This window comes from Leptospira stimsonii, from assembly GCF_003545885.1.
Classification (GTDB): domain Bacteria; phylum Spirochaetota; class Leptospiria; order Leptospirales; family Leptospiraceae; genus Leptospira; species Leptospira stimsonii.
The window spans coordinates 175,579-191,620 of sequence record NZ_QHCT01000003.1; the positions used below are offsets into that span (position 1 = coordinate 175,579).

A 16,042-nucleotide genomic window follows, 5' to 3' on the forward strand; every position below is an offset into this window, starting at 1 on the left:
ATTCTAGTTTAGATTATGGTGACTTTCGAGTTCTTATAATCTACGTTCACTTTTTGTCCTTCGGAGAATTTTCCATCCAGGATATAACGGCTGAGCACGTTTCCGACTTCCCTTTGGATTAGTCTCTTCAGCGGTCTCGCTCCGTATTCCGGATCGAAGCCGGCTTTGGAGACGTAGTCTTTCAAGTCTTTCGTAAACTCTACGTTGAGGCCGTTTTCTTTCGCCTTTTGTTTTAGAATTTCCAACTGAATTTCCGCGATCTTATGGATCACGGAATCCGTAATCGAATGGAAGAGAATCACTTCGTCGAGTCGGTTTAAGAACTCCGGTTTGAATTGTTTTTTCAATCTTTGTTCCACGAGCCTTTCTTTCTCTTCCGATGTGTATTCGGCGGAACCTAGGATATCCGATCCGATATTGGAAGTGAGAATGATCAACGTGTTCTTAAAATCTACGTTACGCCCCTTTCCGTCGGTCAGACGTCCTTCATCCAGGATTTGTAAGAATATGTTAAAAACCTCAGGATTGGCTTTTTCGATCTCATCAAAGAGAATCAAAGAATACGGTCTTCTTCTCACTGCTTCTGTGAGTTGTCCGCCTTCATCGTAACCTACGTAACCGGGCGGAGCTCCGATCAGCCTTGCGACGGAATGAGCTTCCATATATTCGCTCATATCAATTCGGTGCATCGCGTTCGGATCGTCGAACATGAATTCAGCGAGGGCCTTTGCCGTTTCCGTCTTTCCGACTCCGGTTGGTCCGAGGAACAAAAAGGTTCCGATGGGACGGTTCGGATCCGCTATTCCTGCCCGGGATCTTTGTACGGCTTCGGAGACAAGTTTGAGCGCGTGGTCTTGGCCGATCACTTTCGCTTTGAGAGCATCCTCCATCAAAAGAAGTTTCGCCCTTTCTCCTTGTAACATCTTGGAAACGGGAATTCCGGTCCAACGCGAGACGATGTTTGCGATATCCTCTTCCGAGACTTCTTCCTTGAGAAGCCTGGAGGTCGCGGACTGTTTTTTCAATTCTTCGTTTGCGACCTCGAATTCTTTTTGAAGATCCACGAGTTTTCCGTAACGAATCTCAGCGACTCGATTGATTTCCCCTCTTCTTTCTGCTTCGGCCTCGAGGTTTTTGTATTTTTCAATCTCTTCCTTGATTTGTTTCAATCGGGAGATTTTTGTTTTTTCCAAATCCCATCTCGCTTTCAAAGTCTGGAAGTTTTGTTCGTGCTCGGAGAGTTCTTTCTCCAAATTCTTCAGACGATCTTTGGAAGCGGTGTCTTGTTCCTTTTTTAAGGCTTCTCTTTCGATTTTGAGCGATTGTATCCGCTTGCTCGCGCGATCCAATTCCTCCGGCATGGAATCGATCTCGATTCTCATCTTGGAAGAAGCTTCGTCGATAAGATCCACCGCTTTGTCGGGAAGAAAACGATCCGTGATATAACGGTTCGAAAGTGTTGCCGCCGCGATCAATGCGGAATCGGTGATACGAATCCCATGATGCAATTCGTAGCGACCTTTGAGTCCGCGAAGAATCGTTACGGTCTCTTCCACGGACGGTTCCTTTACCATAACCGGCTGAAATCTTCTTTCTAAGGCCGCGTCCTTTTCGATATACTTCTGGTATTCTTTGAGAGTTGTCGCTCCGATACACCGTAATTCTCCTCGAGCAAGCATCGGTTTGAGCATATTAGAAGCATCTAATGCTCCTTCGGTCGCGCCGGCACCTACGAGAGTATGAATCTCGTCAATGAAAAGGATCACTTCTCCGTCACTCGCCTTTACTTCGTCCAGGAGCGCCTTCAAACGATCTTCGAATTCTCCTCTGTATTTCGCCCCAGCGATCATAGAACCGAGATCTAACGTATAGATGATCTTATTCTGGATACCTTCCGGAACTTCTCCTTGTACGATCTTATTTGCAAGACCTTCTACGATCGCGGTTTTTCCCACACCTGGTTCTCCGATAAGAACCGGATTGTTTTTCGTTCTTCTCGAAAGAACTTGGATGGTTCTTCGAATTTCTTCATCCCTTCCTATTACGGGATCGAGTTTTCCTTGTTTGGATAACTCATTTAGATTTTTTGCATATTTCGCAAGTGCGTCCGTCTTGCTTTCCGGTGAATCGTCCATGATGGTTTTTCCTTTTCGATTTTCCAAAGTGATTTTGAGTAATTTAGAATATTCTAATCCGAGTCGGAGAAATTCCTCTTTGAGAGGTCCGGTCCCATTCTTCATAAGTCCGAGAAGAATATGATCGGTGGATAAATACTCGTCTTTGAGTTCTTTTCTTAAGTCATCCGCGGCTTTCAAAAGCGCTACCGCGGATCTGGAAAATCCTACGTCCGCCTGAGCGCCTCCTACCTTCGGAAGTTTTTGCACGGATTCTTCGGCCTTTTTTAAGAATGCAGTCGGATTCAGACCGAGCTTCGAAATCAAAAGAGGAGCCAGTCCGTCCGATTGACCGACGACTTCTCGGATGATATGTTCTTCGCTAATTTCCGGATTTTTCGAATTTTCAGTCAGAGACTGCGCGTCTTTCAGGGCTTCATTGAGTTTTGTTGTTAGCTTATCTAATTTCATCGAATTCTTCCTTTTGACGATTCCTTATCTAAAAGTGAGAAAACGGATTCTGCAAGATCCGAACCTTTTTGTTTTGGAGGAACTCCGACAGGGAAACTTTGCGCTTGCAAAAAGGTATTTTCTCTGATAGAGAAAATCTACCGAGTTTTCCCACCACCACACCCCACCACCCAAGATCAGGGTGGGGCGCGCGACTTTTCACGGAAGATCGTCGTTTCTCCGACGAGCGGATCTTGAAATTCGGGATATTCCCGGATAGGTCTCAGATCCGCACGGGTCTTCTACACTTCTTTTCCTTTTAGACTGGGTTCCTTGTCAGAATATCAATTTTTTCTGCCATATTGACATTTATCAATGGTACGGTTTCGACCACACAAACAATCCAGCCCTTTCCTTCTTATGTCCCCTTTTTTATCGAAATCTCCGCTTTTCTTTTGACATTGGGAGGTTTGGCGTACGTTTTGCAAGAACCAAGAGCATGAGCAAGGAACCTCCAAAAGAAAGCTGGAAATCCAGAACCGGACTTATTCTTACCGTCGCGAGCGGAGCGATCGGTCTCGGAAATTTCATTCGTTTCCCAGGACAAGCGGTCGCAAACGGCGGAGGAGCCTTTATGGTTCCTTATATTATCAGCTTTATTCTGGTCGGTATTCCTGTTTGTATCACCGAGTGGATCATGGGGAGAATGGGCGGTCGAACCGGTCATAGCGCCCCCTTCCTCTTCAAAAGTTTTCTCTCGGGTTTTCCCTTAAGAATCGTCGGTGCCATCGGCGTTACCGTTCCCATTCTCATCTATGTATATTACGTTTTTATTGAGGCATGGTGCCTCGCCTACTCCTTCGAATTTTTAACCGGTCAGATTCAATTTAACACGAACGGTCAAACTCCTCAACCGGAAATCATCAAGGCCGCAGGAAGTTATTTCTTGGATCTGACGGGGGCTCGTCAGAACGGGGACGCGATTTCCGGTAAAATTTTTTACGCGACTCTCGCCTGCTTTGCGTTAAACTTCGCGCTCGTCTATCGGGGAATTTCCAAAGGGATCGAATCCTTTGCAAAGATAGCGGTTCCTCTGATGTTAGTTTCCTCCGCAGTCATTTTGGTTCGAGTGCTTACGTTAGACAATATCGACCTTGGTCTTGGTAAAATGTGGAATCCGGATTGGTCCGCGCTTCTTCGATCCGAGGTTTGGATCGCGGCGGCAGGCCAGATCTTTTTTACACTCTCCGCGGGTTTTGGAATCGCTCTCGTTTTTTCGAGTTACCTCAAACGGGATAACGACGTCGTTCTTTCTTCCCTTTCCGCCGCTTCATTAAACGAATTCGTAGAAGTTGCGATCGGCGGTATGATCACGATCCCCGTCGCCTATCTCTTCTTAGGCGGTTCTATCAGCGAATTCGGAACGTTCGGAATGGGCTTTATCGCGCTTCCTTCTGTCTTCTCCATGATGCCCGGCGGTCAGTTTTTCGGTGCGATCTGGTTCTTTGTCCTTTTTCTGGCGGCCATCACTTCTTCGGTTACGATGCTCCAGCCTGGAATCATCTTCTTGGAAGAATCCTTCGGTCTCAAGAGACAGGTTTCCAGTATCATCCTCTTCGTTTTTACCGGTAGCCTTTGTTTTCCGATTCTCTACTTCAACCAAAACTTTCAGGCCTTGGAACTCGCAGACTTTTGGATCGGAACGGTCTTGATTTTTATTCTCGCGAGTATTCAAATTTTCTTATTCGGTTGGAAAGTCGGCGCAAAAAAAGGACTCGAAGACGGCAACGAAGGTTCTCATCTGGAACTTCCGAAATTCTTCTGGTTTGTGATTCAATACATCACCCCCGCGTTTCTCCTCGTCGTCTTTGTCGCATTTTTGTTTCAGAATCTTCCGAGCTATTTTGAAAGAATGAGCGTGGACGCAATGGTTGCAAAGGCGATCGCAAAAGGAACGTCCGTGGAAATTGCGAGAATGGGAGCCCTTATTTCTCGTTCCGTGTTTTTCGGAATTTTAATCGTCTTCAGTTTGATCGTCCTTCTCGTTCACTACGCTTTGATCTATAAGGAAAGGAGTTTGAAAGCGGAATGATTCTTCTTGCACAACTTACGGGTCTAAATCTTCAAGGGACGTTGATCATGTCCCTTTCCTTACTTTTAGTAACGGGACTTTCCCTTTTTTGTATTTATAAACTTTTTAGAACCAGAAACCATTGAACCGAACATCTGAGTATTTTGAAAAACTTTCCACGATCTGGGACGATTTCGAACCTAGGTCGGGGCAGATCCAACTCTCCCAGAGAATCGAGGAAGCCCTTTCCTCGGGCAAACATCTCATCGCGGAAGCGGGAACGGGTGTCGGAAAATCCCTCGCTTATTTGATTCCTGCCGCCTTGAATTCTATGGAAAGAGAAGAACCCGTCATCATTTCCACGGAAACGAAGTCGCTTCAACAACAACTTTTGTTAAAGGACATTCCGATGGTTTCGAGAATCCTCGGAGTGGACTTAAGAGCGGAAGTCGCGATGGGAGCTTCCAACTACGTCTGCAAACGAAAGATGAATCACGTTATGCGCGATGGGACCTTCGGCCCGGAGATGATTCCTCATCTGGATTCTTTCAATCAATGGATCCGAAACACCGAGTCCGGAAGAAAGCAGGAATTTACGGGGACCGCCTCCTACGATTTTTGGAATAAGGTAACAAGAGAAGCGGACAACTGTTTGGGGAGAAATTGTCCGAACTTTTCCCATTCTTATTATTTTTTAGAAAGGGAAAAGTGGAAACGTTCTCATATTCTGATCGTCAATCATCATCTCCTCGCGGCGCATATCGCGAGCGATTTCAATATTCTCCCAGAATTTAGCAGAGTGATCTTAGACGAGGCGCATAACTTTCCGGATATCATCGGCTCTTCCTTTCGTCAGGAGATCCGTTCTCAGGAAATTCAAAAACTTTTACAACAGATCTGGCTTCCTTCCAAGAACGCAGGAGTCGCAGGTGAAATCGGTTCGAACGAATTGAAAAATTTAGTTTCCAAAGCCGGAGACGCACTTACCGTTTTTTTCAACGCGCTTTCGGGAGAAGTTCCTTTGAATTTCTACAGTCCTCAGAGAATCAAAAAACCTCTGAGACTCGATCGAGGCGTATTCGCCGGAATTCTTTCCGAAATTACGGAGATTCTACAGAAGCACCTTTCCAAGTTGTCCAAGGATTCGGAAGACATCACCGAAAAGGAAAGTTCTCTCGTTTTGGAAATGTTATCCGGAAGAATGGAACAGATCGCGGTTGGTCTCGAGTCTTTTCGTTTGACGGAGGATCCCGGACTCGTCTATTGGATCGAACCTCCGGATCAGAATTCAAAAGAGATCTATTACAAAATTTGCATGGAGCCGATGAGTCCCGATAAGATCATCAAGGACTTGTTTGCGCCTAAAATGCAATCGATCGTCTTTACTTCAGCGACTCTTTCCACCGCCGGAAACGATTTCAAATACTTTAAGAAGAAGATCGGCGACTTACCGACCGCGAGCATGGTCGTCCCTTCTCCCTTTCCCTATCAGAAAAACGCCGTACTCTATGTGCCGAAAGAAATCCGAGATCCAGTCGGAGATCCAGACGGATACCAAGCAGATCTGGCAAAACAGATTCTTTGGTTGATCGAGCTGACCGAAGGAAATACGTTCGTTCTTTTCACTTCTTTCAAATCGCTAAAACTCGTTTACGAGGCGATTCGTCCTTATACGGAGTTGCCGCTTTTTTCCCAATCCGATCTCGGACCGGACGGCGCCAAGAAGATGTATTTGGAAACACCGAACAGCGTGTTATTCGGGGTCTCCACGTTTTGGCAGGGAATCGATATCCGGGGCGATAAACTCAAGTCGGTGATCATCGCGAAACTCCCGTTTCAGGTCCCGAACGATCCTGTTTTGGAAACCAAAAGCGAGAAGTTAAAGGAATCGGGTGGAAATCCGTTTGCGGAACTTCAACTTCCCTATGCTTGCACCGTTTTGAAACAAGGATTCGGACGTCTCATTCGATCGGGAACAGATACGGGAATCGTTACAATTTTGGATCCGAGGGTCTTTACGAAAACGTACGGAAAGGACCTTTTGAAGTCTCTTCCGCCGGCAAAACTCGTCCAGAACCAAGAAGATTTAAGAAGAGAATTCAACAATCTGCCGAAATAGATAGAAGAACCATTCTATCCAATGCAGTGCAGAAATATGAATTCTAAAATCCGATTCTTCTTACTCGTTCTTTTGCTTTTGACTCCTACTCTTACGATCTTTTCTTTCGAGACCAGAGACTTCACGGACACGGTCATCCATTGGAAGAAAGGAGAAATTCAGAAAATTCTTAAATTCAAACTTCCGAAACTGACCTACTCTGTGGAAGATCCCGATTTTGGATCGGAGAATACGGCGAGAAATCTCACCGAGGCGAGAAAAAAAGCCGCGAGCGCGGCGGAAGAAGAATTGAAGAAATATCTTTTTCGAAAGATCGATACTCTGAAATTGGATTCGGAATTTACTCTGAGAGAAAAGATCAAAGAAGATTCTATGTTCCGAGAAATCTTCAACCAGATCTATGAGATCGAACCGATTTTGAGCACGGTGAATTTTGTGGAGAATCAGGCGATCGCAAGAGGAACGATCTTGTTCAAGGGAAAAAGAGGAATTCTAAATTATGTTTTTCTTCCGTATGAAACGGAAACCTTTCCTGAATATCCGGCTCCGACTCTGGCCGCCGATTTTACTTCTCTGATCGTGGACGCAAGACATCTTAAAATGGAAACAGCGCTCTTTCCGGAAATTCTTTCGGAAGAAGGGAATAGCCTTTATTCTCCCTATTTCATCTCCAAAGAGAACGCAGTGAAAAACGGTTACGTGAGTTATATGAAAACTCCCGAAGAAGCCTTTCGTTCACCGATCGCGGGAATGAAACCTTACTTCGTTACTGCGTTAGGCGTTACGGGACATTATCCGGTGAATCCCGTGATCGCAAGTGAAGACGCGCGAAAATTGTTAGCTTCCCCAAAAACAAAGAGCGCACTCAAGAATTGTAGAGTGATTATCTTAAAGGATAAATGAGGAAAAACGCGTTTCCCTTTGGACTTTGGTTCGTAAAATCGAATCGTAGAGGAAAAGGGGATCGCGCGGTAAAGAGTAAAAATTTGGCTTTGTAGGAGTTCCGACAGAGCGATTCTATGGAATTTTTTCTTGCGAATATGCAATTTTTCTGATAGAGATGGGCTTCCCCCGACTTTTTCCCGCGAACCCGCCTCCTCCACCCAATTCAGGGTGGGGCGCGCGACTCTTCACGGAAGAGTCGTAGGAACTACGATAAAATAATTTGGAAACCGGACGCGGAGATTCTTCTCTAAAAAAATTCTCCTCAGGTTTTTCCTCTCCTTTTTTTTTTAGCTTTGTGCCGCCACGAGTTCGCTAAAAACCTCTTCCGCTTTTTTGAAATTCTCGGAGAAAAGATACGCAAAACCCAGATCGATCAGCTCGGAAGAAGAAAGAGATTTTCTCTTCGCTTCCATCTTAGGAATACTCGCGATCTTCTCGGAAAATTCTTTCTTTTTTTCTTCGAAAGTAGGGAGTTCTTCGTATCCTGGAATTCTCTGAAGAACCGTCTTCGCTTCTTCAAAATTTCCTAGATGAACCAAGGCCAAACCAAGAGCACCCAAAACGTCTCTCTCACCCGTGAGTCGTTTTGCATTTTCTGCAAAAACCTGTACGGCTTCCTTGTATTTTCTTAGATGATAATTTGCAAAGAATTCTGTCTTACAAAAGTAATCGTTTGTAAATCTTCCTTTGTAGATCGCCAGAAGATCCAATACGGTCTTGAAATCAACCGCGTCCTCACTGGCCAGAATTCCGGTCCTTAGAATGGAATACGCGACCGGAACCGAAGAAGAACGAAAATACTCGTGAAACTTCTTCGCGGCTTCTCTGAGTTTTCCGCCTTCCTTCAGAAGATAGGCTTCGACGAGCGGGCTTAGAACGGAGGATCCTTTTAGAAAGTAATTGATCCCGGTTTCTGCCCCGGATTCAAACTCAGCAATTCCACTCAGGTGATTTAAAAATACATGACTCGGATTTTTCTTCGCAATCGCGATCACTTCTTCATAGGAACCCGTTTCGAAACATTCCCAAGCCGATTCTTCAATGGAAGTGAAATTGGATACTGCTAAATTCTGACCCATACGATACCTCTATTTTCCTTATCGGTTGGGCCCCGGGAATTCAGCTTAAAAAAAAGTGAATCGGGAGGATCGCATGAACTCAGCATCCCGGCTCCCTATGGGTCGCTCGACAGGTCGCATTTCAAGGATAAAGTCGTTCCATCATCCTCGGAAACGGAATACATTCCCTTACGTGTTGGAGCCCGCAGATCCAAGCGATCATCCGTTCCGATCCGAGACCGAAACCGGAATGCGGAACCGAGCCGTATTTTCTCAGATCCAGATACCAATCGTAAGATTCGACCGGAAGATTTTCCTCTTTCAGTCGATGAACAATATTCTCATAGTTCTCTTCTCTTTCCGAACCTCCGATGATTTCCCCCACCCCATCCGGCGCGATGAGGTCCGCGTTTAGAACGGTCTTCGGATCTTCCGGATTCACCTTCATATAAAACGCCTTGGCTTCTCTCGGATATTTCTGGATAAAAACGGGACCACCAAACTCGGTCGTCAGCATCTGCTCCCGTTCGGAATTGATATCATCCCCCCAAACGATGTCCTCTCCTTTGGATTGAAGAATTTCGAGTGCCTTCGTATAATCGATCACTGGAAATTCCTTTTCCAAATACGCGAGTAAAGGAGCCGGATCTCGATCCAATACTTTCAAATCTTCTAATGAATTCTGAACCGTGTCCTTTATGATCGCCTTAACAAAATCTTCCTGGAGTTTGAGATTCTCTTTGTGTCCTGCGAACGCAACCTCGGCTTCGACCATCCAAAACTCCGTGAGATGTCTTCTTGTCTTACTCTTCTCCGCACGAAAGGTCGGACCAAAACAAAAGACCTTGTTGTGTGCAAAGATCGCGGTCTCGAGATAGAGTTGTCCGGTTTGAGCGAGATACGCATTTCCTAAGTCGAAGTATTCGGTCGAAAAAAGAGTTCCCGCACTTTCTCCCACGGACCCGGTAAGAATCGGAGTATCGATGAGTAAAAATTTTCTCTCATGAAAGTATTTGCGGATCGCAAAGGAAAGATTGTCCCTCACCCGAAGGATCGCGAGTTGTTTGGAAGAACGCAACCAAAGATGTCTCTGCGATATCAGAAAATCGATTCCGTGTTCCTTGGGCGTGATCGGATAATTTTCGGATTCTCCCACGACTTGAATCGATTCTAAGATGAGTTCGAATCCGATCGGAGATTTTTCGTTTCGAACCAGCTTTCCCGTTACGGAGACCGAGGTTTCTTGTCTGAGGTGTTTTACGGTCTGAAACAACTCTTCTCCCAAGATTTCTTTTTCAGCGAGGACTTGGATGATCTTTCCGCTGTTTCTTAAGGAGAGGAATTGCCTTGCGTTACTTCCCCGGATTCCGTGAACCCAACCTGGGATCGTAACTTTCTGTTCTACGTATTTTTCTAATTCATGATTGCTAACGACTTGTGTTTCGGACATGGACTCATTTTACGCTTTCGGTTTCACCGGAAAGGATATTTTTTACCTGACAGACAAGCCCGCTCGGAAATCCTGAGAAGTATGAATCCGGTTTTGTTAGATGGAAAAAAACTCTCCGAAAAAATCAGAGATGGAATCCGCACCGAAATTGAAGAGCGGAAAGCAAAGAATTTAAGAATCCCCAAACTTGCAACCATCCTCGTGGGAAACAACCCCGCTTCCGAAACCTACGTTTCCATGAAAGTCAAGGCCTGTCATTCCGTGGGAATGGGTTCTGAAATGATTCGTCTCGGTGACAACACGACAACGGAAGAATTACTGGCGGTCATCGACAAACTCAACGCCGATCCGAACACGGATGGAATTCTTCTCCAACACCCGTCTCCTCCGCAGATCGACGAAAGAGCGGCCTTTGATCGGATTTCTCTTCGCAAAGACGTGGACGGTGTGACCACCCTTTCCTTTGGAAAACTCTCTATGGGCGTGGAAACCTATCTCCCTTGTACTCCGTATGGAATGGTTCTCTTATTGCAAGAATACGGAATCAATCCTTCCGGGAAAAACGCGGTCGTGGTCGGTCGTTCTCCTATCTTAGGAAAACCGATGGCGATGCTCCTTACGGAGATGAACGCAACCGTAACTCTCTGCCATTCCAAAACGCAAAATCTTCCGGAAATCGTAAAACAAGCGGATATCGTAGTCGGCGCGGTCGGAAAGCCGGAATTTATCAAAGCCGAATGGATCAAAAAGGGAGCGGTTCTTTTGGACGCGGGTTACAATCCCGGAAACGTCGGAGATATCGAGATCTCCAAGGCCAAAGACCATTCTTCTTATTATACTCCGGTTCCAGGAGGGGTTGGTCCGATGACGATCGCAGTATTACTCTTACAGACTCTTTATTCCTCAAAAGAACACTTTACACCACCGGTAAAGTGAAAACGATGTTTCCTGATGGCGATCAGTTTTGACGAATGCTTTCAGACGTATCCGGAGCTTCATAGCCCTGCAGACCTTGATGAATTTTGGTCCGAGGCGATCCGCGATTTAAAGAATTTTCCGATTAAAAAACAATCGAAGGCTCTCCTCAAAGGATCCATTATCAAGGAAACGATCTACGACGTTTCCTTTCAATCCTGGCAAAACGCCACGATCACGGGAACCTTGGTCATCCCGAGAAAGAGAGGGGATCTTCCCGTTGTCATTCACTTTCACGACTATGGTTATGAAAGACCCGCCATCATCAAAGGACTCACGGAAACCGGAGTCGCACAACTCATCATCGATCTGAGGGGACACGGAAGCCAATTGGTTCGACCTCAATTGAAAGAGGGAGAAGTCGCCGATCCGGATTGGACCCCGGGATATTTTTCCAAAGGTCTGGATGGAAAGGATTCTTTTTATATGAAAGGTTTGTATTTGGATGTGATTCGTGCCATCGAGTTCTTACGACTTACCGACGGGATCGACGGCGAAAAGATCATCCTTTCCGGAAAATCCTTGGGCGCTTCTCTTGCGGTTTTTGGCGCGGCATTTACGAACCGTGTTAAGGGTCTCATCTTAGAAACTCCGAATTTCTGTAATATTGACGATACACAACTTAAACTCGAAAAAAGCTGGATGAAGGAAATCAACCTTCAACTCGCGAACGCAAAAACAAAAAAGACCGCGATGAAAAAGAGTTTAGCATATTATGATAGTCTAAACTTCTCTAAGAAGATAAAAATTCCGACTTTGGTCTCAGTCGGTCTCGACGATAAGATTTCCCATCCGAAATCGATCTTTGCACTTTTCAATCATATGAACTGCGACAAAAGAATGCAGGTATATCCTACCGAAGGAAACGAGGCGGGTCTCAAGGGCGAAAAACAAAACGGCGCCAATCTAGAATTTGTGAGGGAAATCTTCTTTCCTGAATGATCGAAGTTTATTTTCACAATTCCCTTACGGGCAAAAAAGAAAAATTCTCCCCCGTCGATCCCAAACGTGTGACGGTTTATTCCTGCGGACCGACGGTCTATAACTACGCGCACATCGGAAATCTGAGAGCCTTTCTCTTTGTGGATTTTCTTCGGAGATCCTTAAAACTTCTCGGATACGGCGTCGAGATGACGATGAACATCACCGATATCGACGACAAGATCATCCGTGATTCCATCGCATCCAAAAAGAGCATCCAGGAATTTACAAAACCCTGGACGGAAGCTTTTTTCGAGGATCTAAAAACCGTTCACGCGGAAACCTTAGAACACTACCCGAAAGCAACGGAATCGATTCCGGAGATGATCGAGATCATTCAAAAACTTAAGAGCCAGGGTCTGGTTTACGAAAAGGATGAGAGTCTATATTTTTCAATTCAGAAATTTGAGAATTACGGAAAACTCAGCAAGATCGACACAACCGGAATGAAAACCGGAACCCGTTACGATACGGACGAATATGAAAAAGAAGACGTGAGAGATTTCGTTCTTTGGAAAAGTCCAAAGGTGGAAGGCGAAGCGTCTTGGAGCACGGAAATCGGTACAGGACGTCCCGGTTGGCATTTGGAATGTTCTGCAATGATTCGAAAAGTGTATCAGAGCGGAGTCGACATTCATACGGGCGGCGTCGACCTCCTCTTCCCGCATCATGAGAATGAGATCGCACAATCCGAAGGAGCCTTTCCCGGAGAAACGTTTGTAGGAACCTGGCTTCATTCCGAACACCTTCTCGTAGATGGACAAAAGATGTCCAAGAGCAAGGGAAACTTTTACACGTTACGCGATCTTGTCCAAAAGGGAATCGATCCGAGAACAATCCGTTTTCTTTTGATCTCGACGCACTATCGTTCCAAATTGAATTTTTCCACGGATCGTCTGGAAGAATCCGCGACGAGCATCCGAAAGATGCAGAATTGTTTGGATCGCCTTTTGGACACGGAGCAGAATTCCGAGATCGTTTCCGATTTTACGTTTACAATTCCTTCGATTCTAACTTGGAAAAAGGAAATCGAAGAATCCTTGGCCGACGATCTCAACATCGCGAAAGTTTTAGCCGTTGTTTTTGATTCTCTTAAGAACATCAATTCCGCACTGGATTCGGGTTCCATATCCTCCAGTGAAAGAAAAGAGTTGATTCAACTTTTTGCATATTACAATCGACTTTTCGACGTTCTCTCGTTCGAATCGAAAAAGGATCTGATCGATTCCGAAATCGACTCTCTCATTGAAGAAAGACAACTCGCGAGAAAGAATAAGGACTTTGCCCGCTCGGACGCGATCCGAGATCAGCTTCTGGCGCAAGGAATCGTGATCGAAGACACAAAAGACGGACTCCGCTGGAGGAGAAAATAGCTAGGCAAGAATACATCTTTGGGAAGAGAACTCTGATCGAACTGACAGAGGCTCATCAAGGGAGAGAACATTCTTTTCCTTTCACCGAGTTATTTGTTAAGGAGAATCCGGGCTCCGAGATCGTGGATAAGATTCTTAAAAAACTTCCTTCTTACGTGAAGGTGCATAAGGTTTCCGTTTCTAAGTTAGACGCTCTTGTTCCAGGGAGAAATCACCAGGGCTTAGTCGCAGTTAAGGTTTCGAGTAAAGAATCTACCTTGGATCAAAAGGATTTAGAGGCAATTCTTCCTTCCAAACCGGGAGCGTTTCTAATCTTGGATCGAATTCAAGATCCAGGCAATTTAGGAAATATTTTGAGAACAGCCGAATGTTTCGGGTTTCAGAACATCATTCTTCCCGATCGAGAATCTGCGGGAATCACTCCGGTAGTGGAGAAAGTTTCTTCGGGCGCCCTTTCCTTTTTAAAAATTTTCACAGTTAAGAATCTCGCAAACACCTTAGAACTTCTAAAGGAAAACGGATACTGGATCGTCTCGACGAGTGATCGTGGAACGGAAGATTGGTCCAAACTTCCCGAACTGAAAGAACTCGCCGTCTTGATGGGAAATGAAGGCGAAGGTGTGAAACGAATTCTTTTGGAAAAATCGGATTTTGTCCTGAGAATCCCGATGCACGGAAACCTTTCTTCCTTGAACGTTACGGTCGCAACCGGCGTCGTTTTAGATAGACTCGTAAATCGCAAAGCCCCCTGACATTCCCGTCTCTTGATTCGGATTTCAGAATCGAAACTTCTTTAGGAGATTCTAATTCTATTTTGTAAAACTTCCGATCGATTTAACTGTTGCATTTTTTATTTTTCCATTCTCAATGGAGACCAATGAAATCGTCTCGTAGAAATTTTCAAATCGTCACCCTTCTTTTTGCGTTAGTCTTTGTTACTTCCTGCTCCGATCTATCTCTGGAGAAACTAAAGGAAAAACTCAATCTTGCGAAAAAGAAGAGTTTAGCAGAGGAAATTCTCGGCACCCTTACTTTCGTTTTTTGGTCGGAGACAAATCACGAGCTTTATAAATTCATCCCCCTGGCGCCGGTTTTGTTAAAATCTCAAATCTCCGCAGATCAGTTTGCGGTCGCAACGCCGGATTTGAAAGAGGCAAAGCCGAAGATCGTTCTGGTTCACGGTTGGGACTTTAAAGAGAAGAATTCCGATCCGCCGACGGACAAGTTCACAAAGGTTTCCAATATTCGGGGAACCTGGGACGAAGTTTTGGAAATGTATTCCCAGAATCTTTCCCAAGTACAGAGTAATTACGAACTCTATACGTTTACGTATAGAACCTCCGATTATGTGGAGAACAACGGAAGAAGGTTTATCGATAAGTTAAACTCCGTATTTTCTCCGGAAGATAAAGTGATTCTTCTCGCGCATTCCATGGGAGGACTTGTGAGCAGGTCCGCGCTATATCATCAGAATAACACCAAGGATGTGATCGATTTTGTTGTTTCCCTTGGAACACCTTATTTAGGCTCTCCCTTTGCTTCTTCCAGTTATCAGGGCAACTTTGGAACGTTAGGTGATCTGATCGGGTTTATGACAGGGACGCAAGGAGGAAAGGATCTCGCCTATACGAACGCATTTGGAACGAGTTACGCGGTTCCAATTCCGAGCGAGTATGTCGACGGAGCGTTCAATCTCTATTTGGAAAGATTGCTCTCCGATTCTTCCAAAGATGGAAGGGTAACGGCATATTTCGGAGCGATGAGCGTTTGTAACGGTCATGCAGGTTCCGATTCTATCTATACGATCGGGTGCACTTTTTTAAGCAACGGGAGTCCGAGTTTTGCGAATAAGAGCGATGGGATCGTAACTACCACAAGTGGAAAGATGTCCACAAAACTTCCGGGTGGGCGTCAGATCTCAAAAGACTTTGATCACGCTCAGCTTTCGTTTCGGAACCACGTGAATAATACTGCGAGGAATACGTATTTCAACGAAGTAATCACTCTGATCAACGCTTTTTAGGAGTTTCTAAAAAAGCCGTCGGAGTTCCTACAAAGAAAGCCGGGGATTTTTCCTTGATAGAATTCAGTTTTTGTGATATAGGATAGTCCTTCGACTTTTTTCCCGCCGCCTCTCCTCCTCCACCCAATCAGGGTGGGGCGCGCGACTTTCACGGAAGAGTCGTAGGAACTACAGGTGAGGGACTTCGATACGCAAAATACTTCAAAGCCGTCGGAGTTCCTACAAAGAAAGCCGGCGATTTTTCCTTGATAGAATTCAGTTTTTGTGATTTAGGATAGTCACTCGACTTTTTTCCCGCCGCCTCTCCTCCTCCACCCAATCAGGGTGGGGCCCGCGACTTTCACGGAGGAATCGTAGGAACTACGAGTAAGGGAAAAGCCTTCGATCTCAATAAAGCAATTTTTTACCTTTGGGATGTTTCTTCTCCTAAAACAAGAGTCATTCGATTGACTCTTGTTTTTAATTTTTAGGTTTTCATAATAT

General features: G+C 45.3%; 12 protein-coding genes. 9 read left to right on the forward strand and 3 right to left on the reverse strand.

Going from position 1 to position 16,042, the window contains the following annotated elements; all coding sequences use genetic code 11:
* Positions 1 to 8: 8 nt before the first annotated feature.
* Positions 9 to 2,585: an ATP-dependent chaperone ClpB gene (clpB, locus tag DLM75_RS12135; protein WP_118968774.1), complete on the reverse strand. Its 2,577-nt coding sequence runs from the start codon at positions 2,583 to 2,585 to the stop codon at positions 9 to 11.
* Between the two features lie 478 nt (positions 2,586 to 3,063).
* Here clpB and DLM75_RS12140 point away from each other — a divergent pair, with 478 nt between their 5' ends.
* The 4 genes from DLM75_RS12140 to DLM75_RS12150 are packed head-to-tail and all read left to right on the forward strand — an operon-like array spanning position 3,064 to position 7,657.
* Complete coding sequence (locus tag DLM75_RS12140; protein WP_118968775.1) at positions 3,064 to 4,656, forward strand: sodium:neurotransmitter symporter family protein; 1,593 nt, start codon at positions 3,064 to 3,066, stop codon at positions 4,654 to 4,656.
* Positions 4,653 to 4,781: a hypothetical protein gene (locus DLM75_RS24830; RefSeq protein ID WP_277738616.1), complete on the forward strand. Its 129-nt coding sequence runs from the start codon at positions 4,653 to 4,655 to the stop codon at positions 4,779 to 4,781. The genes DLM75_RS12140 and DLM75_RS24830 overlap by 4 nt, the downstream gene beginning before the upstream one ends.
* The gene (locus DLM75_RS12145) at positions 4,778 to 6,754 is read left to right on the forward strand and encodes an ATP-dependent DNA helicase (protein WP_118968776.1); all 1,977 of its coding nucleotides are present in this window, start codon (positions 4,778 to 4,780) and stop codon (positions 6,752 to 6,754) included. The genes DLM75_RS24830 and DLM75_RS12145 overlap by 4 nt, the downstream gene beginning before the upstream one ends.
* 36 nt (positions 6,755 to 6,790) lie before the next feature.
* Positions 6,791 to 7,657 carry a hypothetical protein gene (locus tag DLM75_RS12150; RefSeq protein WP_118968777.1) on the forward strand — a complete coding sequence of 289 codons (867 nt, stop codon included), beginning with the start codon at positions 6,791 to 6,793 and terminating at the stop codon, positions 7,655 to 7,657.
* A gap of 329 nt (positions 7,658 to 7,986) precedes the next feature.
* Here the strand turns inward: DLM75_RS12150 and DLM75_RS12155 are convergent, their stop codons facing one another.
* Both DLM75_RS12155 and asnS read right to left on the reverse strand, forming a co-directional pair.
* Positions 7,987 to 8,778, reverse strand: a complete 792-nt coding sequence (locus DLM75_RS12155) for a tetratricopeptide repeat protein (protein WP_118968778.1) — start codon at positions 8,776 to 8,778, stop codon at positions 7,987 to 7,989.
* 121 nt (positions 8,779 to 8,899) lie between these two features.
* A complete protein-coding gene (gene asnS / locus DLM75_RS12160) occupies positions 8,900 to 10,207 on the reverse strand; it encodes an asparagine--tRNA ligase (protein WP_118968779.1) in 1,308 nt (435 codons plus the stop codon).
* Between the two features lie 81 nt (positions 10,208 to 10,288).
* Here asnS and folD point away from each other — a divergent pair, with 81 nt between their 5' ends.
* From folD to DLM75_RS12185, 5 genes are all read left to right on the forward strand, one after another.
* Complete coding sequence (folD, locus tag DLM75_RS12165; protein WP_118968780.1) at positions 10,289 to 11,143, forward strand: bifunctional methylenetetrahydrofolate dehydrogenase/methenyltetrahydrofolate cyclohydrolase FolD; 855 nt, start codon at positions 10,289 to 10,291, stop codon at positions 11,141 to 11,143.
* Positions 11,144 to 11,158: 15 nt separating this feature from the next.
* Positions 11,159 to 12,124: an acetylxylan esterase gene (locus DLM75_RS12170; protein WP_118968781.1), complete on the forward strand. Its 966-nt coding sequence runs from the start codon at positions 11,159 to 11,161 to the stop codon at positions 12,122 to 12,124.
* Positions 12,121 to 13,536, forward strand: a complete 1,416-nt coding sequence (gene cysS / locus DLM75_RS12175; RefSeq protein ID WP_118968782.1) for a cysteine--tRNA ligase — start codon at positions 12,121 to 12,123, stop codon at positions 13,534 to 13,536. The genes DLM75_RS12170 and cysS overlap by 4 nt, the downstream gene beginning before the upstream one ends.
* Positions 13,521 to 14,288 (forward strand): 23S rRNA (guanosine(2251)-2'-O)-methyltransferase RlmB, encoded by a 768-nt coding sequence (rlmB, locus tag DLM75_RS12180; protein ID WP_118968783.1) that lies wholly within the window; start codon positions 13,521 to 13,523, stop codon positions 14,286 to 14,288. Before cysS ends, rlmB begins: the two co-directional genes overlap by 16 nt.
* Before the next feature lie 125 nt (positions 14,289 to 14,413).
* Entirely contained in the window at positions 14,414 to 15,559 is a 1,146-nt protein-coding gene (locus DLM75_RS12185) for an esterase/lipase family protein (RefSeq protein WP_118968784.1), read from the forward strand.
* The last annotated feature ends 483 nt before the right edge of the window (positions 15,560 to 16,042 follow it).